We start from the raw sequence: 26330 nt of genomic DNA, 5'->3' as shown, positions 1-26330 counted from the left end.
ATGGGGTGGCTGGACGCGCTACTCGGGCGCAGCAAGCCCGCCAAGCCCAATCTGGACACGCTGTTCGCGCTGCCCTCGGCGGCGGTGACGCTCCAGGCGGCGACCGGCTTCGTGCCGACCGGGCTCGGCTCGGTCTGCTTCAGGTCCGCCGAGGGGGGCGCCTTCGCCACCCTGGAGCAGGACATCAAGGCGCTGCTCGGCGACGCCGAGATCGAGCAGTCGCACGACTCCTACGGCTACACCTGGCTGCTCGCCCGCAGGCCGTCCGACGACCTCAGCAGCCTGGTCACCGACCTGCACGGCGTCAACTCCTCGCTGGAGGGGGCGGGCTTCGGGCCGTCGCTGCTGTGCTCGCTGGTGACCTTCAAGGACGCCTCTGACCGGTCCCTGGCCGTCGTGTACCTCTACAAGCAGGGCACGTTCTACCCCTTCGCCCCGCTTCCCGGGCAGCACCGCGACAACGCGCTGGAGCTTCAGGTGCGGGGAGCCCTCGGCGGCGAGTTGCCGATCGAGCCCGACCTGTCCCGGTGGTTTCCCCTGTGGGGAGCCCCCGGACTCTGACGCCGGGGAGGCTCCCCGCCTCCGCCGCGTTCCCCGCCATCCGCCCGTCCCGCAGGCCGTAGGAAGACGATCACGCAGGTCGTTCTCGCCCTTAGGTATGCGAATGGCCGGGTATACCACCCGGAAGATCAGCCATCTCCGGGGGGAAACAGGGTGGCAGTGACCGAGCACGGCCGTGTCAGAGAGGCCGGGGAAGCCGAGGGCGGGGGCCGGTTCCGGGCCGTCGTGCCGAGGGTGATGTCGGTGTGCATGGCGGTGGCCGCCGTGTACTCGGCGGTGATCGCCGTGGTCCCGCCCATGCGGCACCTGCTGAGGCAGGTCACCGGCTTCATCGAGATGGCGGTCTTCCCCGTCGAGCCGAACCTCGGCTACGCGGTGTTCCTCGGGATCCTCGCCGGGGCGCTCGCCCGCCACAAACGGGCGGCCTACTGGGTCCTCATGACCATCTTCGTGCTGCTCGTCCTCGGGAACCTGGCCGTCGTGCTGTCGTCGTCGCTGATGCCCGACCTGGTAGAGGAGTTCGCCCTGACCCGCCAGGTGCTCGCCTCCGAGGTCAACCTCGTGGTGTCGGCCGTCGTCCTCGGGATCCTCGCCGCGGCGCACGACGAGTTCTTCGCCCCCACGCGGCGCGGGTCGTTCAGGAAGGCCCTGGCCACGCTCGGGTCGCTGCTCGCGGTCTCCTTCGCGGTGGGATGCGTCCTGGTGACGATCTTCCCGGGCACCCTGAAGACCCGGCATCACGTGCCCTGGGCCCTGGAGCGGGCGCTCGGCGGGGCGGCGACCCTCGACCTCTACCGCTCCGGGCGCCCGCCGTCCTGGGTGAACTTCGTCATCGGCCTGCTCAGCGCCATCGCCGTCCTGGTCGCGTTCGCCGTGCTGTTCCGCTCCCAGCGGGCCAAGGCGGAGCTGCCTCCGGAGAGCGAGGAGCGGATCAGGGCGCTGGTCGAGGCGTACGGCTCGCGCGACTCGCTCGGTTACTTCACCACCCGCCGCGACCGCGCCGCCATCTTCTCCCCGAGCGGCAAGGCGGCGGTCTCGTACCGCGTGGTGGCGGGGGTCTGCCTGGCCGGCGGAGACCCCATCGGCGACGTGGAGGCCTGGGGGCCCGCGATCCGGGCGTGGATGGACGAGGCCCGCCGCTACGGGTGGGCGCCCGCGGCCATCGGGCCGAGCGAGGCGGCGGCCCACGCGTACGCGCGCGCGGGCCTGCGCGTCCTGGAGCTCGGGGACGAGGCGGTCATCGAGACCGGGTCGTTCAGCCTGGAGGGACGGGACATGCGCGGGGTGCGTCAGGCGGTCAACCGCGTGAAGCGCGCCGGGTTCACCCTGCGGATCCGCAGGCACGCCGACCTGTCCCAGGAGGAGATGCGCCACATCATCGAGCGCGCCGCCGCCTGGCGCGGCACCGAGACCGAGCGGGGGTTCTCGATGGCGCTCGGCCGGCTCGGCGACCCGGCGGACGGCTCCTGCGTCCTGGTCGAGGCCAGGGACGCCGACGGGAAGCTCGCGGCGCTGCTGTCGTTCGTGCCGTGGGGCGACGACGGCCTGTCGCTGGACCTCATGCGGCGCGACCGGGGCTCCGACAACGGGCTGATGGAGTTCATGGTCGCCGGGCTGGTAGCCCAGGCGGGGGAGCTCGGGGTGAAGGAGATCTCGCTCAACTTCGCCATGTTCCGGTCGGTGTTCGAAGGGGGCGCGAGGCTCGGCGCGGGACCCGTGCTGCGCCTGTGGCGGTGCACGCTGGTGTTCTTCTCCCGGTGGTGGCAGCTGGAGTCGCTGTACCGGGCGAACGCCAAGTACCACCCCCGGTGGGTGCCGCGCTTCCTCGCCTTCGACGACACGCGCGACCTGCCCAAGGTGGGGCTCGCCTCGGTGATCGCCGAGGGCTTCCTGGCCGTGCCCAGCCTGCCGACCCTGCTCCGCCGGGGTCTGCGCGGCGGAGGGGCGCGCCCGGCCGCCATCGCCGCTCCCCGCGAGGACGGCTGAGCGCCGCGGGCGGCGCGGATCACGCTACGGGTACGGCTTGGACCCGAAAGCTATGTCTTCCCCACGAGCACGCCACAATGGGTTGAAATAAGTCCATAAGTGGGGGGACGGAGGGGAGCCATGTCGAACCCGGTGCCGTTACGGCCCGGCGACCCGGTACAAGTGGGGGCCTACGAACTCACCGCCCGGCTCGGGGAAGGCGGTCAGGGGGTCGTCTACCTCGGCCGCTCGCCGGCGGGCGTCACCGTCGCCGTCAAGGTGCTCCGCTCCGACCTCGCCCAGAACGAGGAGGCGCTCGCCAGGTTCGTCAGGGAGGTCTCCACCGCCGAACGGGTCGCGACGTTCTGCACGGCGCAGGTGATCGAGACGGGCGTGGCCGGCCAGCGGCCGTTCATCGTCAGCGAGTACATCGACGGTCCGACCCTCGACGCGGTCGTCGAGCGCGACGGGCCCCGCCAGGGCGCGGCCCTGCACCGGCTGGCGATCGGCACCGTGACGGCCCTCGTCGCGATCCACCAGGCCGGCATCGTCCACCGCGACTTCAAGCCCTCCAACGTCCTGCTGGGCACGGACGGGCCGCGCGTCATCGACTTCGGCATCGCCAAGGCGCTGGACAAGAGCTCCACGCTCACCTCGATGGTCGTCGGGACGCCCGCGTACATGACCCCGGAGCAACTCGCCGGCGAGCAGGCGGGCCCGGCCGCCGACCTGTTCGCCTGGGCGGGCACGATGGTCTTCGCCGCCACCGGTGGCGCGCCCTTCGGCACCGACAGCCTCCCCGCGGTGTTCCACCGCATCATGAGCCTCGAACCCGATCTCAGCGCCCTGGACGACCAGCTCAGGGGCATCGTGGCCTCCTGCCTGGCCAAGGACCCGGCCGCGCGGCCGTCGGCGGGCGAGGTGCTCATGCGCCTGCTCGGGCACGACACCGGCGCCACGCCCGCCGCCGCGATCATGGCTGAGGGATCGGCCATGGCGCAGGAGGAGCAGGAGCCCACGCGCAGGTGGCGGGCCGACCCCGCGCGGGGCCAGGCACGGTTCCAGGCGCCGCCTCCCTCGCCCCAGTACCCGGGGCAGGGGTACCCCGCGCGGCCGTACCCCGCGCAGCCGCTTCCCGGCTGGCAGGAGCCAGGGCCGCCACCGCCCCCCGCTTGGGCCGGTGACCGGGTGACGGGACCGGGCGGCGCCGGGCACACCTCGCCCGCCGGCCCCGGCGGGCGCCGCGGGGGCAGGGTGCCCCTGATCACCGCCGCCGTGGTCGCGGGCGCGCTGGTGGTCGGCGGCGGCGGGTACCTGATCGTGCGGGCGGTCACAGACGACCCCGGCGGCGGATCCCCGAACGTCGCGGGGAGCCTGCCGGCCGGAAGCTCCGGCGAGCCTGTGACGGGGATCTCCTCCCCGGGGGCCACGCCCTCGACGCCGGAGGTGACGGCCTCGGCCGGGGCGACGACCTCGGCCGCGTCGGCGCCGCCCGCCGCGACCCGGATGATCGACCTGCCGGGAAGCTCGATCACGATCCACGAGAGCGACGTCGACCCGATCAAGCTGACGTTCTACAGCCTGGACTACGGCAAGCGGGCCTACGTCAGGGCGACGGGGAAGAACTCCTTCACCAGGACCAAGAAGTACTTCGAGTACACCGTCAGCGACGACGGCCGGCGGGCGGTGGGCACCGACACCCTCTACACCAGGGACAGCTACTCCACGGTGTCCCTCGTCGACCGGGCGAGCGGTAGGTCCACGACGATCAGGATGGCCAAGGCCCCCGTCTACCCGACCCTCCCGCAGTGGTCCCCGGACGGAAGGAAGGTGCTGGTCAGCCTCAACGAGGCGATCGGCGACACCAGCAGGGGGTACGGCTTCGCGGTCATCGACATCGCGACCCGCAAGGCCAAGGTCGTCCACGTGAAGGAGAAGGACGTCGGCCGCTGGAGCTACTTCTGGCGCGGTGACGGCAGGGCCGTCGGCACGTGGGCGCTCAAGGGGAAGACCCAGCGCATCAGGTTCTACGACGTGAACGGGACGGTGCTGTCGACGCTGCTCGACGTCGGCACCCCGCTGACCGTGGAGGGCGACGACGTGTCGCCGTCCGGGACGCAGTTCATCACCACCTGCCCCGGCTCGGGCGACGAGATCTGCGTCTGGACCACGGAGGGCGAGGAGAAGGCCCGGGTGCCCTTCCCGACCGACCGGCTCATCGGCTGGTACGACGACCGGCACATCGCGGGGTGGCGCAAGAAGGGCGAGGACTACGAGGCGGTGGTCTTCGACTTCGAGGGCGACGCGACCCGCGTGCTGGCGACGGCCAAGGCGGGGGAGTACAAGAAACAGTACCTCCGCTACACCAGGGCGACCTGAGATTGGTCAAGTTCCGGCCGTCCCCGGAGAGGATCGGCCGGTGCGGAGGCCGCCCGGTGGTGGCATGTCCGCATGATCAAGCTGAGTGTGGTGCCGGCGGCCACCGCCATCGCCATCGTCCTCGTAGGAGCGCAGGCGGGCGCGGCGCTCGCGGACTCCGGGCCGTCCGTGACGGCGCCCGCCTCCCTGACCAGGGCACCCGCGCCGCGTGCGGCCGCGGCCGACCCGGCGGAGCTCACCGTCGTCGGGCGCGGAAGCATCCAGACCATCCCGGACGTGATGCACCTGAACGTCGGCGTGGAGGCGCGCAGGGCGAAGGCCGGTGAGGCGTTCGCGGCGGTGAAGGACGGCGCCGCCAAGCTGGCGGAGGTGCTCCTGGCGGCGGGGGTGGCGAAGTCCGACATGCGGACCAACGACCTGTCCCTCGGGACCGAGTACGAGAAGTACCCGAAGGTCGTGGGCTACCGCGCCTCCCAGGGCATGGAGGCGCTGGTCCGCGATCTGTCCAAGGCCGACGCGGTCGTCGACGCGGTGGCGGCGGTGGGCGAGGAGGTGCGGCTGAACGGCATCTCGTTCGAGGTCTCGAGGGGGGCGAGGCTGGTGAGGGCCGCGCGGGCCAAGGCCTACAAGGACGCGCTGGCCAAGGCCCAGCAGTACGCCACCCTGACCGGCAGGGGCCTCGGGCGGGTCGTGAAGCTGGAGGAGGAGGGCGACACGTCCCCCTCCCGCTTCGCACTGGCGGAGAAGGCCTCGATCAACCCCGGGCACGGCTCGGTCACCATCGGCGTCCGGGTGGTGTACGAGCTGACCTGAGCCCGGCGTCCCTGCCGCGCGGAGGCCGAGGGCCCGGCCGTTGGCGGGCCCTCGGCGGATGCGCCGGCCGGGCTAGGGGAGGGCGAGCATGCGGTCGAGGGCGACCTTGGCCCAGTGCGTGGTCTCGGGGTCGACCGTGATCTGGTTCACGACCTCGCCCGCGACGAGCGACTCAAGGGCCCAGACCAGGTGCGGCAGGTCGATTCGGTTCATGGTGGAGCAGTAGCAGACCGTCCTGTCGAGGAAGGTCACGGTCTTGTCCGGGTGCCGCGCGGCGAGCCGCTTGACGAGGTTCAGCTCGGTGCCGACGGCCCAGGAGGACCCGGCCGGAGCCTCGTCCAGCATCTTGATGATGTACTCCGTCGAGCCGACGTGGTCGGCCTTGGTGACGACCTCGTGCCGGCACTCGGGGTGCACCAGCACGTTGACGCCGGGCACGCGCTCGCGTACCTCGTCCACGCACTCGGCGGTGAACCGGCCGTGCACCGAGCAGTGCCCGCGCCAGAGGATCACCTTGGCGTCCTTGAGCTGCTGATCCGTGAGGCCCCCGTTCGGGCGGTGCGGGTTGTAGACCACGCAGTCGGAAAGGGAGAAGCCCATCTCCAGGACGGCCGTGTTGCGGCCGAGGTGCTGGTCGGGCAGGAACAGGACCTTCCTGTCCCCGGCCTGCTTCGCGGGCCCCTCGGGGCTCTCGTCGAACGCCCAGGTCAGGGCGCGGCGGGCGTTGGAGGAGGTGCACACCGCGCCGCCGTTGCGCCCGCAGAACGCCTTGATGTCGGCGGAGGAGTTCATGTACGTGATCGGGACCGTGATGTCGGCGATGCCCAGATCCGTCAGGACGTCCCACGCCTCCTCCACCTGGTCGAAGGTGGCCATGTCGGCCATCGAGCACCCCGCGGCGAGGTCGGGCAGCACGACCCGCTGGTCGTCGCCGGTCAGGATGTCCGCCGACTCGGCCATGAAGTGGACCCCGCAGAAGACGATGAACTCCGCCGCAGGGCGGGCCGCCGCCTCGCGGGCGAGCTTGAAGGAGTCTCCTGTCACGTCGGCGAACTGGATGACCTCGTCGCGCTGGTAGTGGTGCCCGAGCACGAACAGCCTGTCGCCGAGGGCCGCCTTGGCCCTGACCGCACGCGCCACCAGGTCCGGATCGGAGGCCGGGGGCAGCTCGCCGGGGCAGTCGACGCCGCGCTCGCTGTGCGTGTCGGTGCCCTGGCCGAGCACGAAGAGCGGGAGGCCGGTCTCGGTAGTCGTCACGGCTGCAACACCCCTTGGGGACTTATCGTCTAGTTGACGACTAAACACTACACACGGGGGAGGGCTGTTGTTTCCGGGGGGTTGGGCGGACCGTACGGTGAGACAGGAATGTGTAGCGGCGCCCAGCTGTTGGTAGCGTCTAACTGAGACCTCAGAACCAGGCCTCCGTCCCCGAGGGGCGTTGGGGCAGACGGGGAGTCAACAAATGACGGTTGAGAGCAGCGAGACCACGCAGCAGGGTTTGGTCCTGACCGACGCGGCCGCGTCGAAGGTGCGCAGCCTGCTGGAGCAGCAGGGCGAAGAGGGGCTGCAGCTGCGCGTCGCGGTGCAGCCCGGTGGCTGCTCGGGCCTGCGCTACCAGCTCTTCTTCGATGACCGCTCGATGGACGGGGACGTCGTCTCCGACTTCGGCGGCGTCAGCGTCGTCACCGACCGGATGAGCGCTCCGTACCTCACGGGCGCCACCGTGGACTTCGTGGACACCATCGAGAAGCAGGGCTTCACGATCGACAACCCGAACGCCACGGGTTCCTGCGCCTGCGGCGACTCCTTCAACTAGAGGCGCCGGCCGGCACCCCGTCCGTGGATCACTCCGCGAGGCGGGGTGTCGTCATGCCCGCACCCATCAAAGGCCTCCCCGCGCCTCTATCCGGCACGGGTGCGCGGCGCCGCCGCTTGGGCGTCCTAGGGGTCGAAGCCCGCCGCGTCGGCATCGTCACAGGTGACGAACCTCACTCCAGATGACCCCGTGTCGCCTGCTCGATCGTCCGGCCGCCGTGAAGATCACCACGGGCCGGTCCGCCAGCCTGGAGCGCCCTTCCGTGCCGTATTCTGGGCGGTCCGTCGAGGCTGACAACGAGGAGAATGACCCCGTGCGCATCGCCGTCACCGGCTCCATCGCGACCGACCATCTGATGACCTTCCCCGGCAGCTTCGGGGACCAGCTCATCGCCGAGCAGCTCGACCGTGTGTCGCTGTCCTTTCTGGTCGACGACCTGCAGGTCCGGCGCGGAGGCATCGCCGCCAACATCTCCTTCGGCATGGGCTGTCTCGGCCTGTCGCCGATCCTGGTGGGCGCTGTCGGCTCCGACTTCGCCGACTACCGTTCCTGGCTGGAGCGCCACGGGGTCGACTGCTCCTCGGTGCACATCTCCGAGCTGCACCACACCGCCCGGTTCCTGTGCACCACCGACGAGCACCACAACCAGATCGCCTCGTTCTATACCGGGGCGATGGCCGAGGCCCGCGAGATCGAGCTGCACCCGATCTCCGAGCGCGTGGGCGGCCTCGACCTGGTCCTGATCAGCCCGAACGACCCCGCCGCCATGGTCCGCCACACCGAGGAGTGCCGCCAGCGCGGCATCCCGTTCGCGGCCGACCCCTCCCAGCAGCTCGCCCGCATGGGCGGCGACGAGATCAGGTCGCTCATCGAGGGCGCCGCCTACCTGTTCACGAACGACTACGAGAAGGCGCTCGTCGAGCAGAAGACCGGCTGGTCCGACGAGGAGGTGCTGTCCCGCGTCGGAGTGCGGGTGACCACCCTCGGCCCCAAGGGCGCCCGCATCGACCGCGCGGGGGAGCCGGCCCTGCACATCCCCCCGAGCCCCGAGCTCGGCAAGGTCGACCCGACCGGCGTCGGCGACGCCTTCCGCGCGGGCTTCCTGTCGGGCCTCGTCTGGGGCCTGTCCCTGGAGCGCTGCGGCCAGCTCGGCAACCTCACCGCGACCCATGTGCTGGAGCACGTCGGCTGCCAGGAGTACCAGCTCGGCAGGCAGGGCTTCCTCGACCGGTTCGCGGCCACCTACGGCACCGTCGCCGCCGCCGAGGTCGAGGCGCACATCCGGTGCCTTTACTCCTGATCCCGCTTACTCCCGCTCGCGCCCGCCGGTGTCCCCGGCGGGCACGCCGTCAGTAGTTGCGCCGCACGTGGATGGCCCAGCCGCCCCCGGGCAGCTCGTAGGTCGCCACGTGGTGGTGGGACTTCAGCCTGCACCAGGCGGGCACGTCGGTGAAGGCGGCCGGGTCGTCGGCCAGCACGGCCACCGTCGCGTTGAGCGGCACCTCGTTGATCCGCTCGGCCAGCATGATGATCGGAATGGGGCACTTGCGCCCGAGCGCGTCGATCGTCAGCGCGGCCGACGGCTGCGCCGCCTCGCCGGGCGCGGACTTCTGCCGGCCAGCCATCATCACGATCTCACCCCTACGCTCTCGCGGACGCGCCGGACGATGCCGGGCAGGACGGAGAGGAAGCGGTCGACCTCCGCGGCGGACGCGCCCCTGGGCAGAGACACCCTGACGTTCCCATGCGTGAGCACTCCCATCGCCTCCAGCACGTGCGATGGCCGTAGCGTACTCGCCGTGCACGAACTGCCGGAAGACACCGCGAACCCGGCCCTGTCCAACTCCGTCAATATTGCCTCACCTGCCACGTAAAGGCAGGAGAACGTGACAATGTGCGGTGCCCGTCGCGTGGGGTCGCCCACGACCTCCACATCGGGGACCAGCCGGGGCACCGCCTCGCGGACGCGGTCGACCAGCGCCGACAGCCGCGCGTTCTCCTCCTCGGCCTCGGCGGTCACCGCGCGCAGCGCCGCGACGGCCGCGACGGCGGCGGGGACGTTCTCGAACCCGGGCACCCTGCGCAGCTCCCGCTCGTCCTCGGGCAGCGGGGAGCGCCACCGGGTGCCCTTGCGGACGGCCAGCAGCCCCACCCCCGCGGGACCGCCCCACTTGTGGGCGCTCGCCGCCAGCACCGACCAACCGGCCGGGACGGGCAGCCGCCCCAGCGTCTGGGCCGCGTCGACCAGCAGCGGCACCCCGGCCGACCGGCACGCCTCGGCGGCCTCCGCGACCGGCTGGAGGGTGCCGACCTCGTGGTTGGCGGTCTGCAGGCAGGCCAGGGCCGTGCCCTCCCGCGCGACGGCGGCGCCGAACTCGCCGGGGTCGACCCGTCCCGTGAGGTCGACGCCGACGATCTCGACGGTGCCCCCCTCGCGCTGGTGCACGGCCGCGGCCGCAAGGACGCTGGAGTGCTCGACGGCTCCGGTGACCAGAGTGCGCCCGGCCCGCCGCCGCCCGAGCAGCGTCCCGAGCACCCCGAGGTGCACGGCCTGCGTGCCGGAGGAGGTGAAGGACACCTCGTCGGGACGGGCGCCGATCACCTCGGCCGCCTCGGCGCGGGCCCGTTCGAGCAGGACGCGCGCCCGCCGCGCCGGGCCGTACAGGCGCGCGGGGTCGGCGCCGCCCGCGTCGAGGGTCGCGATCAGCGCCTCACGCGCGGCGGGGTGCAGAGGTTCGGTCGATGCCGCGTCGAAGTACGCCACGGGTTCATGGTCGCACCCGCGCCCGGCGGCGGCCCGCCTGGGCCGACGCCCGCGGGCGGATCCCGCAACGGCTCGAACACGTTAACGGGGGCTGGGAAGGAGGGCGACCCCAGTGCGCGCTAATGTGTCCCCCAGCGTGACGTGAGACAACTAAGAGCGCGAATCTCGTGAATCTGGAAACGATCGCCCAGGAGGGGGACTCTTGGGCTTTATCTGTGGGGTAGGCGATCCGTGAGTCCGACCCGCCGTTATATACGGCGTCCGTTGGCCCGTCGCAGGGTGCCACGCGCCGTCGCTTTGGCGGCGCTGCTGGTCTCCCTGACGGCGTGTGATGGCGTTGGTACGTGGTCTCGTGCTGGCATGCCGGAGGGCATCACCAAGGAGGCCGGCATCATCCAGAGTCTCTGGAACGGTGCCTGGATCGCCTCCCTTGCCGTCGGTGTCGTCGTCTGGGGCCTGATCCTGTGGGCCTGCGCGTTCCACCGCAAGCGCAAGAACACGACCGACGCCCTGCCGCCCCAGGTGCGGTACAACCTGCCGATCGAGATCCTCTACACCACGGTGCCGATCATCATGGTCGCGGTGTTCTTCTATTTCACCGCCCGTGACGAGAACGCCATCACCAAGGTGACGGGGAACCCGGACGTCAAGGTCAAGGTCGAGGGCTTCCAGTGGAGCTGGCGCTTCACCAGCGAGTACCAGGGCAAGGTCGTCAGCGTGGTCGGCACGCCGGCCCAGCGGCCCGTGCTGGTGCTGCCGGTGCAGAAGAAGGTGCAGTTCGACCTCGTGTCGCCGGACGTGAACCACTCGTTCTGGGTGCCCGCGTTCCTGTTCAAGCGTGACGTCATCCCCGGCGTGAAGAACGTCTTCGAGATCGAGACGCTCAACAAGACGGGAGAGTTCGCCGGACGCTGTGCCGAGCTCTGTGGCGTCGACCACAGCCGCATGCTCTTCACGGTGAAGCTCGTGCCCCAGGCCGAGTACGACCAGTACGTCAACAGCCAGGCGGGGAGTGCCCAGTGACCGCCATCAACGAACCCCCGACCAAGGCGGCCATCGCCGCCCAGCGGCGCGCCCGCAAGGGCACGGTCATCGCCCGGTGGGCGTCGTCGACCGACCACAAGGTGATCGGGCACCTCTACCTGATCACCTCCTTCGCGTTCTTCCTGATCGGCGGCGTCATGGCGCTGATCATGCGTGCCGAGCTCGCCCAGCCCGGCCTGGAGTTCGTGAGCAACGAGCAGTTCAACCAGCTCTTCACCATGCACGGCACGATCATGCTGCTCATGTTCGCGACCCCGCTGTTCGCGGGCTTCGCCAACGAGCTCATGCCGCTGCAGATCGGCGCCCCCGACGTGGCGTTCCCCCGGCTGAACATGGTGAGCTACTGGCTCTACCTGTTCGGAAGCCTGATCGCCATCTCCGGGTTCTTCACCCCCGGCGGCGCCGCCGCGTTCGGCTGGACCGCCTACACCCCGCTGTCGGACGCCGTCTCGTCCCCGGGCCTCGGCGGCGACCTGTGGATCATGGGTCTGTCGATGTCCGGCATCGGCACCATCCTCGGCGCGGTGAACTTCATCACCACGATCGTCACGATGCGCGCGCCGGGCATGACGATGTTCCGGATGCCGATCTTCACGTGGAACATCCTGCTCACCAGCGTGCTGGTGCTGCTGGCCTTCCCGGTGCTGGCCGCCGCGCTGCTCGCGCTGGAGGCCGACCGTCACCTCGGCGCCCACATCTTCGACTCGGAGACCGGCGGTGCGATGCTCTTCCAGCACCTGTTCTGGTTCTTCGGGCATCCAGAGGTGTACATCATCGCGTTGCCGTTCTTCGGCATCATCACCGAGGTGCTCCCGGTCTTCAGCCGCAAGCCGGTCTTCGGCTACATCGGCCTCGTCGCCGCGACCATCAGCATCGCGGGCCTGTCGGCGGCGGTGTGGGCGCACCACATGTTCGTCACAGGCCAGGTGCTGCTGCCGTTCTTCTCGTTCATGACCTTCCTCATCGCGGTTCCGACCGGAGTAAAGTTCTTCAACTGGATCGGCACGATGTGGCGCGGCCATCTATCGTTCGAGTCGCCGATGCTGTTCGCGGTCGGCTTCCTGGTCACGTTCCTGTTCGGCGGCCTGACCGGCATCATCCTGGCCTCGCCGCCGCTGGACTTCCAGGCCAGCGACTCCTACTTCGTGGTCGCGCACTTCCACTACGTCGTCTTCGGCACCGTGGTCTTCGCGATGTTCTCCGGCTTCTACTTCTGGTGGCCGAAGTTCACCGGCAGGATGCTGAACGACACGCTGGGCAAGTGGCACTTCTGGACGCTGTTCATCGGCTTCCACACCACCTTCCTGGTGCAGCACTGGCTCGGCGTCGAGGGCTTCCCCCGCCGCTACGCCGACTACTCGCCGGCCGACGGGTTCACCGACCTGAACGTCGTGTCCTCGATCGGCGCGTTCATCCTCGGCGCCTCGACGCTGCCGTTCCTGTACAACGTCTGGCGCACGTGGCGTAGCGCTCCCAAGGTCACCGTGGACGACCCGTGGGGCTTCGGCAACTCCCTCGAGTGGGCGACCTCGTGCCCGCCGCCCCGGCACAACTTCACCTCGCTGCCGCGGATCCGGTCGGAGCGTCCCGCGTTCGACCTGCACAACCCGCACCGGCTGGCGCCGGTCGAGGAGCTGGAGGAGGCCCGATGAAGGTTCAGGGCTGGATGTTTCTGCTCTGCGGCGTCTTCTTCGCCGCGGTGGACCTCGTCTACTGGTTCTGGTCGAAGGAGCCGACCGGCACGACCGCGCTGGCCATCTCCGTGGGCCTCGCCCTGATGATCGGCTATTACCTGCTCTTCACCGCCCGCCGCATCGGCGAGCAGCCGGAGGACAGGAAGGACGCCGAGATCAGCGACGGCGCGGGCGAGCTGGGCTTCTTCAGCCCGTCGAGCTGGTGGCCGCTGTTCGTCTGCCTGGCCGCCGCGTTCATGGTCGTCGGCTTCGTCATCGGCTGGTGGATGTTCCTCATCGGGGCTTTCGCGGTGATCATGGCCTCGATCGGGTTCGTGTTCCAGTACTACCGGGGTCACTTCTCGCACTGACCGGGAGGGAGGCCGGCGCGCGCTCGCACGCCCGGCCGGCCTTCGCCCGCCCCCTCGGCGATCACCTCTGATCGCGCGCTCCGTACGGCCTTCCTCGCGGGCGGCCGGCGGTTTCCTTCAAGGAACCGTCGGTCGTCCGCGAGGCCTTTTTTGCAGGTCCTCCCGGCGTTTCTCCTTGAGCGAAGGTACGCGACACGCTGTAACCGGGTAATAACTCACAAGGAGTGATCCATCGGAGCGGGGGAGACGTAACGTGGGACACGTCGAGATCCGGGTGGTCGCCCTTGGAGCCGGGGCGCTGGCCCTGTTGCTGGCGGGCGGTTGTACGAGCGGCAGCGATCGAGAGGGGCAGGATACCGCTGGTTCACGGTCCGGCCTGGCTGTGAGCGTTTCTCCGGGCAACGGGGCGACTCAGGTGGCACCGGAGCTGCCCGTCACGGTCGGAGCCGTCAACGGCGCTCTCAGGAGCGTCAACGTGCGCGTCAAGTCCAAGGACACGCCGATCGCGGGCGTGCTGAGCGCGGACCGCACCCAATGGCGCAGCAAGCGCGGGATGGCCCCGGGGGAGACCTACCAGGTGACCGTGGTCGCCGTGGACCCCTCGGGCAAGACGAAGCAGGTGAGCAGCGAGTTCTCGACGGTCAAGGCGACCCAGCTGTTCGCCGTCGACAAGATCCTGCCCAACAAGGAGATCACCGGCCTGACGGTCGGCGTCGGCATGCCCATCATGCTGACCTTCGACCATCCCATCACCGACCGGGTCTCGGTGGAGCGCAACCTCATGGTGCAGGCCTCCAATCCGATCGAGGGGGCGTGGCACTGGTTCGACGACAAGTCGGTCTCCTTCAGGCCCAAGAAGTACTGGCCCGCCCACACCAAGGTGAAGCTGGTCGCCCAGCTCGCCGGGGTGCACGGCGGCGCCGGCATGTACGGCAGCCAGGACTACGTCCGCGAGTTCACGATCGGGCGGTCCCAGATCAGCCACGCGGACACCGTGTCGCACCAGATGACGGTCGAGCGCGACGGCCAGGTCATCAGGACGGTGCCGCTCAGCGCCGGGGAGGGCGGCGACTGGCGGCACTACACGACCAACGGCGTCCACCTGGCGATGTCACGCGAGGACGTCACCACCATGACCAACCCCGACACCGGGCCAGGAGGCGCCGGCTACTACAGCCTCACCGTGTACGACACCGTGCGCATCTCCGACAGCGGCGAGTACGTGCACGGCGCTCCCTGGTCGGTGGGCTCGCAGGGCAACTCCAACGTGAGCCACGGCTGCATCAACGTCAGCCCTTCGAACGCCAAGTGGTTCAAGGAGACCACCCTGATCGGCGACCCGATCATCGTGAGCGGCACGCCGCGGCAGCTCGACCCGGCGAACGGGTGGGGCCACTGGCAGGAGACCTGGCCCCAGTGGCTCCGCTGGAGCGGCCTGCGGTCGGGGTTCACCACGGAGACGCTGTCGGCGTACCCCGTGGCCGACCACACCACCACCACGGCGGACGAGAAGAAGAAGGTCACTTCCTGATGTTCTGACGGGGAACGCCGAGAGGGCCCGGACGCGATCTCGCGTCCGGGCCCTCTCAGTGTCACTACCGGGCTACCGGCTCAGTGGCCGATGGACTTGGTCTCCTCGTCGCCGTGGCCCGTGCCGACCGCGGCGGGCGTGGCTTCGTGCCCGTTGTGGTGGCCGTCGTGGGCCGCGTCGAGCGCGATGGCCTCGGTGTCCGCCGAGTACGTCTCGCTGAGCTTGGCCCGGAGCCTGCCGAGCGGGTTCCGCATCCCCTTCGGGGGGACGCCGTCGCCGTCCGGGGCGGCCTCGATGGAGGGGATGGGCTTCTTCCCCTGGATGTGGGCCACGAGGTCGTCGGCCGGTGGCACGTGGACCTCGATGTACTCACCGTGCGGCAGGCGCTTGATGACCCCGGACTCCACACCGTGGGACACCAGCGCAAGGTCGTTACGCTGGAGCCCGATGCACACGCGGTAGGTGATGAAGTACGCGATGGCGGGCCCGACGATGACCAGCACCCGGCCGACCTCGGTCGTGGTGTAGAGCGAGATGTGGAACTTCGCCGAGATCCAGTCGTTGGCGCCCAGCAGCCACAGCACACCGTAGAACGTGATGGCCGCGAGGCCGATCGAGGTGCGGTGCGGGTTGTTGCGGGGCCGGTCGGCCAGGTGGTGCTCGCTCTTGTCGCCGGTGATCCACTGCTCGGCGAACGGGTAGAGCGCCAGGCCGGTCATGATGATGCCCATCGGCAGCAGGGCCGGGATGAGCACGCTCAGCGGCAGGGTGTACCCGAGGAAGTTGATCTCCCATGCGGGCATGAGCCGCAGCGAGCCTTCCAGGAAGCCCATGTAGAAATCGGGCTGGGATCCCGCCGAGATGTCCGCCGGCGTGTACGGACCGAACAGCCAGATCGGGTTGATCTGGGCGAACGTGCCGAGCAGCGCCAGGACGCCGAAGGTGAACAGGAAGTACGCGCCCGACTTGATCATGAACGACGGGTAGAACGGCGCGCCGACGACGTTCTGCTCGGTGCGGCCCTTGCCCGGCATCTGCGTGTGCTTCTGCACCCACATCAGAATCAGGTGAGCGGAGATCAGCGCCAGCAGGATGCCCGGGATGAGCAGGATGTGGATGCTGTAGAACCGCGAGATCACGTCCTCCCCGGGATACTCGCCGCCGAACAGGAAGTACGTGATGTACGTGCCGACCAGCGGGAGCGAGATGGCCACACCCTCGGTGATCCGGAGGCCCGCGCCGGAGAGCAGGTCGTCGGGAAGGGAGTAACCGGTCAGGCCCTCGGCGAGCGCCAGGGTGAGCAGCAGCACACCGATGATCCAGTTGAGCTCGCGCGGCTTGCGGTACGCCCCGGTGAAGAACACCCGGAGCATGTGCACCATCATGCCCGCCACGAACAGCAGCGCCGCCCAGTGGTGGATCTGCCGGATCAGCAGGCCGCCGCGGACGTCGAAGCTGATGTGCAGCGAGGACTCGTAGGCCTGGGACATGTGCACGCCCACCAGCGGCCCGTATGAGCCGTTGTAGGCGACCTCGGCCATGCTCGGCTTGAACCAGAACGTCAGGAACGTGCCGGTGAGGAGCAGGATGACGAAGGAGTAGAGCGCGATCTCACCCAGCAGGAACGACCAGTGGTCGGGGAAGACCTTGCGTAGGTTGCGCTTGAGGAAGCTCCCGGCGCCGATGCGGTCGTCGATGAAACTCGCGGGTCCCGCGATGGCCTTGGGAGGGCCGTCGAGGCTCATGCCTGCCCCCTAGCTTCGGCTTCGGCGTCCCCGCGCTCCCAGAAGCTGGGGCCGACCGGAACGTTGAAGTCGCTCTGTGCGATGAGGTACCCCTCGCCGTCGACAGCGATCGGCAGCTGGGGGAGGGGACGCGCGGCGGGGCCGAAGATGACCTTCGCCCCGTCTGCCGCGTCGAAGGTGGACTGGTGACAGGGGCAGAGGATGTGGTGCGTCGTCTGCTCGTAGAGCGCTGCCGGACAGCCCACGTGAGTGCAGATCTTGGAATACGCGACGATGCTGTCGTAGGTCCAGTTGAGCTTGGTGCCCGACTTGATCTCTTCCGGCCGGAACTTGATCAGGATCAAGGTCGCCTTGGCCAGGGCGTTGAGGTCTTCCTCGTACCCCTCGGGCACCACCGACAGGATGCCGCCGGGGGAGTTGAAGTCCGCCGCGCGGATCGGCTCGTGGGTCCCCTCGACGATCAGGCGCCGGCCCTTCTTCCAGACCGTGTGCCGCAGCGTGGTGCCCGGCAGCGGGCCGAGGTCCTTCAGCAGCACCAGCGGCAGCAGGCCGAGCGGGGCGGAGGCCAGCAGGAGCGTGCGGCGCAGCAGCTTGTGCCGCACGATGCCGCTCTCCTCGGCGCCCTGCAGGAAGGTCCGCTCGATCTCCTCGCGCACCTGGGGCGCAGTCGCCATCGTGTGGCGCTCCTGCACCAGGCTGTACTTCGGCATGATCGTCCGCACCCAGACCACGAGGCCGGCCGCCAGCGACAGCAGGGCGATCGTCAGCGTGCCGCCGAGGGCGAAGTTGGAGACCTGGGTCTTGTCGATCGTGCCGACCTGGAAGACGACGTACGAGATCACGAACCCGACGCCGGCCAGGAAGGCCACCAGGAACAGCAGGGCGGCGATGCGCTCGCCCTTGCGCGCGGTCGCGGGGTCGGGGAACTTCACCCCTTCGTGCACGATCGGCCCGCCGCCCGTGGGCGGCGCGCCGAGCATCGAGTCCTCACCCCTCGGAGGGGGGGTGCCGATGACGCGCCTCGGGACGCGCTCCTCCGGCTGCTCGATGTCGTTCGGGTTATCAGTCATGGTTGGCCTGACGCTTCTTCGCGGTGATCCAGATGGCGGCGAGGGCGAGGAGGCTGATGCCCACGACCCAGGCCACGAGGCCCTCGGTGACGGGGCCGATCCGGCCGAGGCCGCTGCCGCCCGGGTCGGGCTGGTTACGGGCGCCGATGATGTACGCGATCATGTCGCGCTTCTGCTCGGGGGTGATCGTGCTGTCGTTGAAGACCGGCATGGCCTGCGGGCCCGTGGCCATCGCCTCGTAGATCTGCGTGGGCGTGGCGGGGTTCAGCGGAGGCGCGTACTTGCCGTAGGTCAGACCGCCACCCGAGCCGACGAAGTTGTGGCACTGGATGCAGTTGGCCCGGAACAGCTCGCCTCCCTTGGCGGGGTCGCCCTTGGCGGGGTCCACCGATTCCAGGGAGGGCTTGGTCGGGCCGCCGCCGAGCGACTGGACGTACGCGGAGAGCTGCCGGACGGTGTCGGGGTTGACCCACTCCGGGGGCCGCTTGCGCGGAGCCTGGGGGCCGGGGCCCGAGAACGGCATGCGGCCGCTGGACACCTGGAAGTCGACGGCCGCCGCGCCGACGCCGATGAGGCTCGGGCCCGATGCACCGCCGGGCGTGTAGGAGCCCTCGGCGTTCAGGCCGTGGCAGCTCGCGCAGTGCGCCGCGAAGAGCGCCTTGCCCGCGGCCACGTCGTCCGCCTTGCCGGAGGCGATCGCCGCGTCGGCCCGGTCGCCTCCGGGCGCCAGCAGGGCGTACACCCCTCCGAGGAGGCTCAGGGCCAGAAGGAGGACGGCATATCGCGCGAGTGGATGCCGCCTCCGTGCGGTGATCGAGTTCACCGATATCCTCGTTCCGATCATTTGATGATGTAGATGGTCGCGAAGAGGCCGATCCAGACGACGTCGACGAAGTGCCAGTAGTAGGACACGACGATCGCGCTGGTGGCCTGCTCATGGGTGAAGCGCTTCGCGGCGTACGTGCGTCCCAGCATGAACAGGAACGCGATCAGCCCACCGGTCACGTGCAGGCCGTGGAAGCCCGTGGTCAGGTAGAAGACCGAACCATAGGCGTTGGAGGACAGGGTCAGGCCCTCGTTCACCAGGTTGTGGTACTCGTACAGCTGGCCGCCGACGAACCAGGCGCCCATGAGGAAGCTGATGACGTACCAGAACCGGAGCTTCTTGACCTGGCCCTTCTCAGCGGCCCACACGCCGAGCTGGCACGTCACACTCGACAGGACCAGGACGATCGTGTTGACCAGCGCGTAAGGGACGTCCAGGTGAGTCTCTGGCCAGGGCTTGCCCTGGCCGAGGCTGACCGACCGGATGGTGAAGTACATCGCGAACAGCGCCGCGAAGAACATGAGCTCAGAGGACAGCCAAACGATCGTCCCGACGCTGACCAGGTTGGGCCGGCGGGACGATGGTGCTGTCGTCGTCGTAATTGCGGATGCTGTCGCCACGCCCAGCATTATTGCGGCTCTCCTGGTCGGGTCGCCGCACGACCCCCCGGTTGGGGGCGCATCGGTCCCATAAACGAGACATAAGGCTGGAACTACGCCAAGTCTGACTGGTCTGGGATTCCGTCGGCGGGGACAGGTAGCATCCGTGGTGACCATACCTCGTCAATCGATAGTGAGCGCGACCGTGAGCATGAGGGTTCTCGTCTACAGCGACGACGCAAGCACCCGCGAGAAGGTGCGGCTGGCGATCGGGCGGCGTCCGGCCGCCGACGTGCCCCTCGTGGAGATCGTGGAGTGCGCGACGCAGCCCGCCGTCATCAAGCAGCTCGACTCCGGCGAGATCGACGTCGCCGTGCTCGACGGCGAGGCCGTCCCCGCCGGGGGCATGGGCATCAGCCGCCAGGCCAAGGACGAGGTCCACGACTGCCCGCCGATCTGCCTGATCATCGGGCGCCGCGACGACCGATGGCTCGCCGACTGGTCCCGCGCCGACGCGGTGGTGGCCCAGCCGCTCGACCCGATGGCGCTGGCCGAGGCCGTGGCGGGCCTCATGCGGCACCGCTCGGCCTCCCGCGTCACCCGCTGAGCCGGCACCGGCCGACTCCCGCACCCCGGCACCGACCGGCACCGGCCAGGCCTCCCACGGCCGAGCGGTGCCGGCCGGGCCTCCCGCGTCCGACCCTGCGACGCGCCGGCCCGGGCTCGCGCCCGGGCCGCGCCGGCCAGGCCACTCGCTGAGCGGCACCGCCCGGCCTCCCCACATCTCTCACCGACCGGAGAACCCATGGACGCGCGCACGACGTGGCCCACGCTGCTCACGGCGCTGCTCGCCCGCGAGCACCTCACCGCGGACGAGACCGCATGGGCCATGAACGAGATCATGTCAGGGGCCGCGACGCCCGCCCAGATCGCCGCCTTCGCCACGGCCCTGCGGGCCAAGGGAGAGACGGTCGCCGAGGTCGTCGGGCTCGCGCGCACCATGCTCGACCATGCCACCCCGCTGTCGGTCGAGGGCCCGACGGTCGACATCGTGGGCACCGGTGGCGACCGCGCCCACACCGTCAACGTCTCGACGATGGCCGCGATCGTCGCCGCCGCCACGGGGGCGAGGGTGATCAAGCACGGCAACCGCGCGGCCTCCTCGTCGTGCGGCGCCGCCGACGTCCTCGAGTACCTCGGCGTCGTCCTCGACCTGCCTCCGGAGCTCACGGCGCGCACCGCCGTCGAGGCGGGCATCGCGTTCTGCTTCGCGCCGGTCTACCACCCGGCCCTGCGGTTCGCCGGCCCGGTGCGCAAGGAGATCGGCATCCCCACCTTCTTCAACTTCCTCGGCCCGCTGACCAACCCTGCCCGCCCGTCGTCGCAGGCGATCGGCGTCTACGACGCGCGCATGCTGCCGGTCGTCGCCGGGGTCTTCGCCGAGCGGGGCGTGTCCGCGCTGGTGTTCCGGGGCGACGACGGGCTCGACGAGCTGTCCACGGCCACGACCTCGACGGTCTGGGTGGTCAGGGAGGGCACGGCCGTCCAGATCTCCTTCGACCCGCTCGACGTCGGGGTTCCGCGCTCTGAGCCCGACGCGCTGCGCGGCGGCGACGTCGAGTTCAACGCGCGCGCCGTGCACGACCTGGTGGGCGGCAAGACCGGCCCCGTCCGCGACGCCGTGCTCCTCAACGCCGCCGCCGCCCTGGTGAGCCTCGATCCCGCGACCGTCGCCGCCGAGCCCGGGCAGGACATCTCGGGGGAGGCCTTCGCGGGGGCCATGAGGTCGGCGTACGAGCGCGCGTCGGACGCCGTCGACTCCGGCCGCGCCACCGAGACCCTCGCCCGCTGGGTGGAGATCAGCCGCTCCCACCGGCAGGCCTGATCCGCGGAGAGACCGCTCGAAGCCGGGCTCCCGGACACGGAGCCGGGCGATGGGGCGTGTGCACGGGTGCGCCGCACCCGGTCGGCATAGCCTGCCGGGCGCGTCATCCGCGCGCGTCCCCTCACGGGATGACCTGAGATCCTCCCACGAGTGGATGTTCGGATTTCGTGACATTTCTAGGCTGCCGCCATGCTTTACCCCGACCTTCTCGCCGCCATCGCCTCCCTGGCGGCCATCCAGGCCGAGTCGTGGGGCACGCCCGGTCTGGCGGGGGTCGCGCTCGTCGTCCCGCTGGGCGGTGCCGTGGCCTTCGGCAGGCGCCTGATCCTCAACCGGCGTGGCCGTGAGCGCCGGCTGCGCGCCGAGCTGTCGGCCTACAGGGACGCGCTCGCCGCGCAGCGGGAGGCGCTCGCCATGGCCACGACGACCGCGGAGCGGATCAAGATCGCCCGTGAGCTGCACGACCTCGTGGCCCACCGGGTCAGCGTCATGACGCTCGGCGTGGGCGCCGGACGCATGATCATGGAGAAGAACCCCGTGCGGGCGCGCGAGACGCTGCACGCGGCCGAGGAGACCGGCCGCCAGACCCTGACCGAGCTCCAGCGGATGCTGGTGCTGCTCCAGGCCGCCACCGGCACCGCCTGGGGCATGGAACCGCAGCCGGGCCTGGCCGACCTGCCCGAGCTGGTCGCGCGCACGCGGGAGTCGGGGCTCGGTGTCGAGTTCGTCGAGGACGGCCGTCCCGTCTCGGTGGGGGAGGCGCTGGAGGTCTCTGCCTACCGGATCGTCCAGGAGGCGCTGGCCAACACGCAGCGGCACGCCTCGGCACGTACGGCGCAGGTAGCACTGCGGTGGCGGCCAGGGCTGCTGGACGTGCGCGTACGCGACGACGGGCGCGCGCGGGGAGCCGTGGTCCTCGGCGCCGGACTGATCGGCATCCGCGAGCGCGCGGCGCTGTTCGGCGGATCGTTCTCGGCCGGAGCCCTCCCCGGCGGCGGCTTCGAGGTACGCGCCCGCCTACCGGCGACCACCACCTCACGCCCGGCGGCCCGCCGGCGGACGAGCGCCTAGCACCGCTGGGAGAGAGATCCTTCGGGCCGGATCAGTCGGCTTCGGTGAAGCCGATGGAGAAGGCGGCGTCCAGGTCGTGCTTGGAGTAGGTGCGGAAGGCCAGGTGGGTCTCTGTCGCGAGCACGCCGGGGACCTTGTTGACGCGCCCGGGGATCACCTCGGCGACCTCGTCGTAGGCGGCCACCCTGACCATGGCCAGCAGGTCGTAGTCGCCGGTGATCGAGTAGACCTCGCTGACCCCGTCGAGCTCGGCGATCGTCTGGGCGACCTCGGGAATCCGGTCGACCTCCGCCTTGATGTGCACGATCGCGGTGATCATTCGAGCTCTCTCCTTTGAGTATGACTTGGCCCGACTCTAACGCCGCCACCGTCGATCACCGCCACCGGCTCTCGCCGGCGGAGCCGCCGGGTGGTCCGCGTTCTCCGAGGTGTTCCTCGTTCGAGATCTACGAGGGTTCGCCGCGCGCAGGCGGGTCGCCGGGTCAGCGGAGGGGGCGGCCTTCGCGGGGGTGGTGGGGCGGGACGCCCTTGTAGGCGAGGTCGATGCGTTCCTTGAGGCGGCCGGCGCCGCGGGCGGGGAGGCTCCAGGTGCCGTCGACCCGGACCAGCCGCACGCCGGGGGAGTCGAGCCAGCGCAGGATGCACTCGGTCTCCTCGGCGCCCGCGGCGGGAAGGGGCCCGGGGCCGGGGGAAACGGTCTCGGCGGTCGCCACCAGGGCGTCGACGTACGGGGTGGGGTGGGCGCCCCTGGGCATCACCCCGGCGGCGGCGAGCCGGCCGTGGCGCACGACGTGGATGTCCCACCCGCCGGCGAAGGCGGGGCTGGCCGCGATCAGCTGCGGGATGCCGGTGAGCGACCGCAGCCGCTGCATGCGCGCGGCCGTGCGCACGTAGACGGCGAGCCGGTCGCGGTCGACGGCGGCCTCCTCGTAGCGCTGCTCGGCGGCCAGGCGCTCCATGCGGGTCTCCAGGGCCGAGAACACGGGGCCCGGGTCGTGCTCCATGGCGGCCCGGGCCTCCTCGACGTGGCGCCGGTAGTCGTCGGCGCTCTGCCGGCCCTCGCACGGCGCCCCGCACCTGCCCATCTCGGCCAGGGCGCAGGCGGGCCGCCGGGTGCGCGGCGTGATGCGCTCGGTGCACTGCCGGAGCGGCACCGCCTCGTGCAGCGCCGACCTGGCGTCCTCGGCGCCGCGCGCGGAGGAGAACGGGCCGAGGTAGGTCGCCTGGTCGGCCTTGACCTCGCGCACGATGGACAGCCGGGGGAAGGGCTCGTCGGTGAGCTTGAGCCAGACGACCTTTTCGGGGAAGCGCGACCGGCGGTTGTAGCGGGGCTTGGTGGCGCCGATCAGCCGCAGCTCTCTGACCTCGGCCTCGAGGCCGGTGGCGCAGACTATCGGCCGGACCCGCTCGGCGATGCCGATCATCTCGCGGATGCGCGGGCGGGTCTCGCTCGCGGTGAAGTAGGACCTCACCCGCTGGCGCAGGTCGCCGCTCTTGCCGACGTACAGCGCCTCGCCGCGCTCGTCCTCGAAGACGTAGACCCCCGGGGTGCTGGGGATGCTCGCCGCGAGGTGGCGCTTGCGCTTCTGCTCGGGGGTGGGGGCCCGTACGAAGCCCTTGAGCTCCTCCAGGGTCTGCACGCCGTAGGCCCCGACCCGCTCGATCAGCACGTGGAGCACGTCGACGGTGGCCTTGGCGTCGGCCAGGGCGCGGTGGCACGGCTCGGTGGTGCTCCTGAAGATCCTCGCCAGGGTGGAGAGCTTGCAGTTGGGCACCTCGTCGCGGGTGAGGACGCGCCGGGCCAGGTCGGCGGTGTCGACGACGGGGTTGGCGGGCGGGGGATAGCCGTGCTTCTGGCAGTTGGCCTTGATGAAGCCCACGTCGAACGGGGCGTTGTGCGCGACCAGCGTGGCCCCGCGGATGAACTCCAGGAACGACGGCAGGACCTGCTCGACGCGCGGCGCGGCCATCACCATCACGTCGGTGATGCCGGTGAGCACCGTGATGAACGGCGGGATGGGACGCCCGGGGTCGACCAGGGTGGCGAACTCGCCCAGCACCTCGCCACCGCGCACCTTGACCGCGCCGATCTCGGTGATGGCGTGCTCCGCATGCGACCCGCCGGTCGTCTCCAGGTCGAAGACGACGAAGGTCACCTGGTCGAGCGGCGTGCCGAGCTCGTCGAGCGTTCCTTGAACCCCGATCTCCACGACCATGACCATACGAGCAAGGTCCGACAGTTCCGCACGGCGGTCCTCGATCTGATCGCAACCCCTGGAGTTCTTGGTCGTTATACGGCTGATGTTCGGATGCGCCTGCCACACCGGGCCATCCGAGGGATCCACCGTCCACACACGGCGACCGTTCGGGCGACTGGACCGCCCACGTGCGGCGCCGTTTCAACCCACTGTTCACGGGGAGGCGCGTATGCGCTGGTTACCGGCATCGATCACTTCTCTCGCCCTCGCGGCGGGATCACTTCTCTGGACGTCCGCCCCGGCCGGGGCCGCGTCCACCCCCACCGTGCCCGTCCAGGCCGCCTCCGCCGGGGCACAGAAGGGGAAGGTGTACGTCTGGTACCCCACCAGGCTCAGGCGCGGCGGCGTCGCGACGTTCCGCTACAAGGCCGTCCACCTGCGGGGGCTGACGGCCGACGGGCTGGTGCTCGCCGCGTTCCTGCCGAAGAACACGGTGTCCAAGGTGCGCTTCACCTCCAAGCCGTCGCACGCGAAGTGCGGATACTCCGCCTCCCGCGCGTACTGCGTCGTCCCGCTGCGCGGCAGGGACACCATCTCCATGACCATGCAGGTCTCGATCAAGTACAAGTACGCCGGCAAGTACTACGTCGGTCACTACGCGAGGGCCGTCGGGCTGGAGTCGGGCCTGAGCACGCGTGACTACGTGGACGAGGTCGCGCGCGGGGACCTCATCGTCAAGTCCAGGACCGTCATCTCCCTGCGCTGACGTGCCGTGCCGCGCCCGATCGAGGGCCTGTTCTCAGTCCCAGTAGCGGCCGTCGAGCATGCTCTCGATCGCGGCGCGGTGCATCACCAGGTCGTTCGGGTCGTCCGGCATCTCCAGCTCGCCGAAGTGGATCCGCCGGTGCCAGACGCGGGCCATGATGATCCCGTGCCGCAGGGCGGCGTACATCTCGTAGAACTCCATGTCCCGCGGCGTGTGCCCTGACATGGAGCGATATTGCTCGCAGACGTCCTCGCGGGTCATGAAGGCGGGGAGTCCGGGGAGACCCATGATCACGGTTACGTCCTGGAAGAACCGGTGAAGGAAGATCATCCAGGCGAGGTCGATCTCCCTGGGCCCGGCCGCCGCCATCTCCCAGTCGAGCACCGCGACCGGCGTGAAGTCGCGGTACATCACGTTGCCGATGCGCGCGTCGCCCCAGCTGATCACGTCCTGGCCGGTGGACCGCGGCCAGTTGTCGTCCAGCCAGGCGAACGCGTCCTCCAGGACGGGGATCCGCAGCGACCCGTGGGCCCACTCGTAGTAAGCCCTCTGCTCGTTGACGTGCCGCCGCAGCGCCGAGTCGCCCGGATGGCCCGGCCGCAGGAAGTCCAGCTCCTCGGGTCGTACGGGCGCGTCGTGCAGCCGGGCGAGGATCCGCACGGTCTCCGTCTGCAGGCGACGCAGGTCGGCGGGGGAGGCGTCGACCAGCCAGCCCTCGAAGGTGTAGGGGACGAGGTCGGGCGGGACGTCGCCCTTCTCCTGCTCCATCACGAAGAACGGCGAGCCGAGCGCGGCCGGGTCGGGCTCGAACCACAGGGTGCGGGGCGCGGGGACGCCGGCCCGCTCGCGCGCGAGCCGCATCACCTCGAACTGCTTGCCGAGGTCGTACTCGGGGAAGACCGGCACCGCCTCGGCGGCCGGGGCCATCCTCGCGACGCATTCGACCTCCCGCTCGCCCGAGCCCTCGGCCCAGGACGCGGTGAAGAACAGCGTCTCGCTGGACAGGCCGTTGCCGGACGGGCGCGTCAGCTCGGACACCGACACCCGGGACGCCCCCGCGAGCCGGCCCGCGAGCCAGGCCCGCATCCACCGGCGAAGTTCGCCCAGGTCACGGGTGGACGTCCGCATTTCTCCGGTCTCGGCACGCTGGTCGTCCAGCCTCGGCATGGTGGCCTCCCTCATCCGTGGTGGCCCAGTCGTATAACGGCCACCAAGCGCTTGTCCATATTCCGTTCGCCTGTCGTTCACCTGCG

At 70.3% G+C, this 26330-nt stretch carries 24 protein-coding genes; 14 read left to right on the top strand and 10 right to left on the bottom strand.

Annotation, left to right across the window (positions count from 1 at the left end; translation table 11 throughout):
- The 4 genes from pspAB (at window position 1) to ACOZ38_RS31755 (ending at window position 5718) form a co-directional block, all read left to right on the top strand.
- Entirely contained in the window at window positions 1-561 is a 561-nt protein-coding gene (gene pspAB, locus ACOZ38_RS31770) for a PspA-associated protein PspAB (protein ID WP_405151923.1), read from the top strand.
- Between the two features lie 153 nt (window positions 562-714).
- Window positions 715-2547 carry a phosphatidylglycerol lysyltransferase domain-containing protein gene (locus tag ACOZ38_RS31765; protein ID WP_424534763.1) on the top strand — a complete coding sequence of 611 codons (1833 nt, stop codon included), beginning with the start codon at window positions 715-717 and terminating at the stop codon, window positions 2545-2547.
- 120 nt (window positions 2548-2667) lie between these two features.
- A complete protein-coding gene (locus ACOZ38_RS31760) occupies window positions 2668-4905 on the top strand; it encodes a protein kinase domain-containing protein (protein ID WP_424534762.1) in 2238 nt (745 codons plus the stop codon).
- A 72-nt stretch (window positions 4906-4977) separates the two neighbouring features.
- Window positions 4978-5718 (top strand): SIMPL domain-containing protein, encoded by a 741-nt coding sequence (locus ACOZ38_RS31755; RefSeq protein ID WP_424534761.1) that lies wholly within the window; start codon window positions 4978-4980, stop codon window positions 5716-5718.
- 72 nt (window positions 5719-5790) lie between these two features.
- Here the strand turns inward: ACOZ38_RS31755 and nadA are convergent, their stop codons facing one another.
- Complete coding sequence (gene nadA / locus ACOZ38_RS31750; protein ID WP_405151919.1) at window positions 5791-6975, bottom strand: quinolinate synthase NadA; 1185 nt, start codon at window positions 6973-6975, stop codon at window positions 5791-5793.
- Between the two features lie 205 nt (window positions 6976-7180).
- On the opposite strand from nadA, the gene erpA reads away from it, so the two are divergent.
- Window positions 7181-7534, top strand: a complete 354-nt coding sequence (gene erpA / locus ACOZ38_RS31745; protein WP_358549406.1) for an iron-sulfur cluster insertion protein ErpA — start codon at window positions 7181-7183, stop codon at window positions 7532-7534.
- A gap of 313 nt (window positions 7535-7847) precedes the next feature.
- Window positions 7848-8834: a carbohydrate kinase family protein gene (locus tag ACOZ38_RS31740; RefSeq protein ID WP_424537121.1), complete on the top strand. Its 987-nt coding sequence runs from the start codon at window positions 7848-7850 to the stop codon at window positions 8832-8834.
- A 49-nt stretch (window positions 8835-8883) separates the two neighbouring features.
- Here ACOZ38_RS31740 and ACOZ38_RS31735 read toward each other — a convergent pair whose 3' ends face one another.
- Window positions 8884-9162, bottom strand: coding sequence for a sulfurtransferase TusA family protein (locus ACOZ38_RS31735; protein ID WP_424537120.1), 279 nt, complete (start codon window positions 9160-9162; stop codon window positions 8884-8886).
- A complete protein-coding gene (locus ACOZ38_RS31730; protein WP_424534760.1) occupies window positions 9162-10298 on the bottom strand; it encodes a cysteine desulfurase family protein in 1137 nt (378 codons plus the stop codon). The genes ACOZ38_RS31735 and ACOZ38_RS31730 overlap by 1 nt, the downstream gene beginning before the upstream one ends.
- A 360-nt stretch (window positions 10299-10658) precedes the next feature.
- Here ACOZ38_RS31730 and coxB point away from each other — a divergent pair, with 360 nt between their 5' ends.
- From coxB to ACOZ38_RS31710, 4 genes are all read left to right on the top strand, one after another.
- Window positions 10659-11321: a cytochrome c oxidase subunit II gene (coxB, locus tag ACOZ38_RS31725; protein WP_405151916.1), complete on the top strand. Its 663-nt coding sequence runs from the start codon at window positions 10659-10661 to the stop codon at window positions 11319-11321.
- Window positions 11318-12994 carry a cytochrome c oxidase subunit I gene (gene ctaD, locus ACOZ38_RS31720; RefSeq protein WP_424534759.1) on the top strand — a complete coding sequence of 559 codons (1677 nt, stop codon included), beginning with the start codon at window positions 11318-11320 and terminating at the stop codon, window positions 12992-12994. Before coxB ends, ctaD begins: the two co-directional genes overlap by 4 nt.
- Window positions 12991-13386: a cytochrome c oxidase subunit 4 gene (locus tag ACOZ38_RS31715; RefSeq protein WP_405151914.1), complete on the top strand. Its 396-nt coding sequence runs from the start codon at window positions 12991-12993 to the stop codon at window positions 13384-13386. Before ctaD ends, ACOZ38_RS31715 begins: the two co-directional genes overlap by 4 nt.
- Window positions 13387-13639: 253 nt before the next feature.
- The gene (locus tag ACOZ38_RS31710) at window positions 13640-14917 is read left to right on the top strand and encodes an Ig-like domain-containing protein (RefSeq protein WP_424534758.1); all 1278 of its coding nucleotides are present in this window, start codon (window positions 13640-13642) and stop codon (window positions 14915-14917) included.
- 80 nt (window positions 14918-14997) lie between these two features.
- On the opposite strand, the gene ACOZ38_RS31705 is transcribed toward ACOZ38_RS31710, so the two are convergent.
- The 4 genes from ACOZ38_RS31705 to ACOZ38_RS31690 are packed head-to-tail and all read right to left on the bottom strand — an operon-like array spanning window position 14998 to window position 19187.
- A complete protein-coding gene (locus tag ACOZ38_RS31705) occupies window positions 14998-16662 on the bottom strand; it encodes a cytochrome b (RefSeq protein WP_424534757.1) in 1665 nt (554 codons plus the stop codon).
- Window positions 16659-17732: a Rieske 2Fe-2S domain-containing protein gene (locus ACOZ38_RS31700; protein ID WP_424534756.1), complete on the bottom strand. Its 1074-nt coding sequence runs from the start codon at window positions 17730-17732 to the stop codon at window positions 16659-16661. The genes ACOZ38_RS31705 and ACOZ38_RS31700 overlap by 4 nt, the downstream gene beginning before the upstream one ends.
- Complete coding sequence (locus tag ACOZ38_RS31695) at window positions 17725-18555, bottom strand: c-type cytochrome (protein WP_424534755.1); 831 nt, start codon at window positions 18553-18555, stop codon at window positions 17725-17727. The genes ACOZ38_RS31700 and ACOZ38_RS31695 overlap by 8 nt, the downstream gene beginning before the upstream one ends.
- Window positions 18556-18572: 17 nt before the next feature.
- On the bottom strand, window positions 18573-19187 hold the full coding sequence (locus ACOZ38_RS31690) for a cytochrome c oxidase subunit 3 (protein WP_363921884.1): 615 nt from the start codon (window positions 19185-19187) through the stop codon (window positions 18573-18575).
- A gap of 181 nt (window positions 19188-19368) precedes the next feature.
- Here ACOZ38_RS31690 and ACOZ38_RS31685 point away from each other — a divergent pair, with 181 nt between their 5' ends.
- The 3 genes from ACOZ38_RS31685 to ACOZ38_RS31675 all read left to right on the top strand — a co-directional run bounded on the left by ACOZ38_RS31685 (window position 19369) and on the right by ACOZ38_RS31675 (window position 22113).
- On the top strand, window positions 19369-19764 hold the full coding sequence (locus ACOZ38_RS31685; RefSeq protein WP_405152095.1) for a hypothetical protein: 396 nt from the start codon (window positions 19369-19371) through the stop codon (window positions 19762-19764).
- Between the two features lie 198 nt (window positions 19765-19962).
- On the top strand, window positions 19963-21042 hold the full coding sequence (gene trpD, locus ACOZ38_RS31680; RefSeq protein WP_424534754.1) for an anthranilate phosphoribosyltransferase: 1080 nt from the start codon (window positions 19963-19965) through the stop codon (window positions 21040-21042).
- 189 nt (window positions 21043-21231) lie between these two features.
- Window positions 21232-22113 (top strand): sensor histidine kinase, encoded by an 882-nt coding sequence (locus ACOZ38_RS31675; RefSeq protein WP_424534753.1) that lies wholly within the window; start codon window positions 21232-21234, stop codon window positions 22111-22113.
- 31 nt (window positions 22114-22144) lie between these two features.
- On the opposite strand, the gene ACOZ38_RS31670 is transcribed toward ACOZ38_RS31675, so the two are convergent.
- Window positions 22145-22432, bottom strand: coding sequence for an Lrp/AsnC family transcriptional regulator (locus ACOZ38_RS31670; protein ID WP_405151907.1), 288 nt, complete (start codon window positions 22430-22432; stop codon window positions 22145-22147).
- A 163-nt stretch (window positions 22433-22595) separates the two neighbouring features.
- A complete protein-coding gene (locus ACOZ38_RS31665; protein ID WP_424537119.1) occupies window positions 22596-24329 on the bottom strand; it encodes a DEDD exonuclease domain-containing protein in 1734 nt (577 codons plus the stop codon).
- Window positions 24330-24540: 211 nt separating this feature from the next.
- Here ACOZ38_RS31665 and ACOZ38_RS31660 point away from each other — a divergent pair, with 211 nt between their 5' ends.
- Window positions 24541-25077, top strand: a complete 537-nt coding sequence (locus tag ACOZ38_RS31660) for a hypothetical protein (RefSeq protein ID WP_424534752.1) — start codon at window positions 24541-24543, stop codon at window positions 25075-25077.
- Between the two features lie 33 nt (window positions 25078-25110).
- Here the strand turns inward: ACOZ38_RS31660 and ACOZ38_RS31655 are convergent, their stop codons facing one another.
- Window positions 25111-26244, bottom strand: a complete 1134-nt coding sequence (locus ACOZ38_RS31655) for a phosphotransferase family protein (protein WP_424534751.1) — start codon at window positions 26242-26244, stop codon at window positions 25111-25113.
- Window positions 26245-26330: the final 86 nt, after the last annotated feature.

It is taken from the genome of Sphaerisporangium viridialbum (genome assembly GCF_049674955.1).
GTDB classification, from domain to species: Bacteria; Actinomycetota; Actinomycetes; order Streptosporangiales; family Streptosporangiaceae; genus Sphaerisporangium; species Sphaerisporangium viridialbum.
Note: the sequence above shows the minus strand (reverse complement) of the source record. Positions and strands in the feature narration are given on the sequence as shown.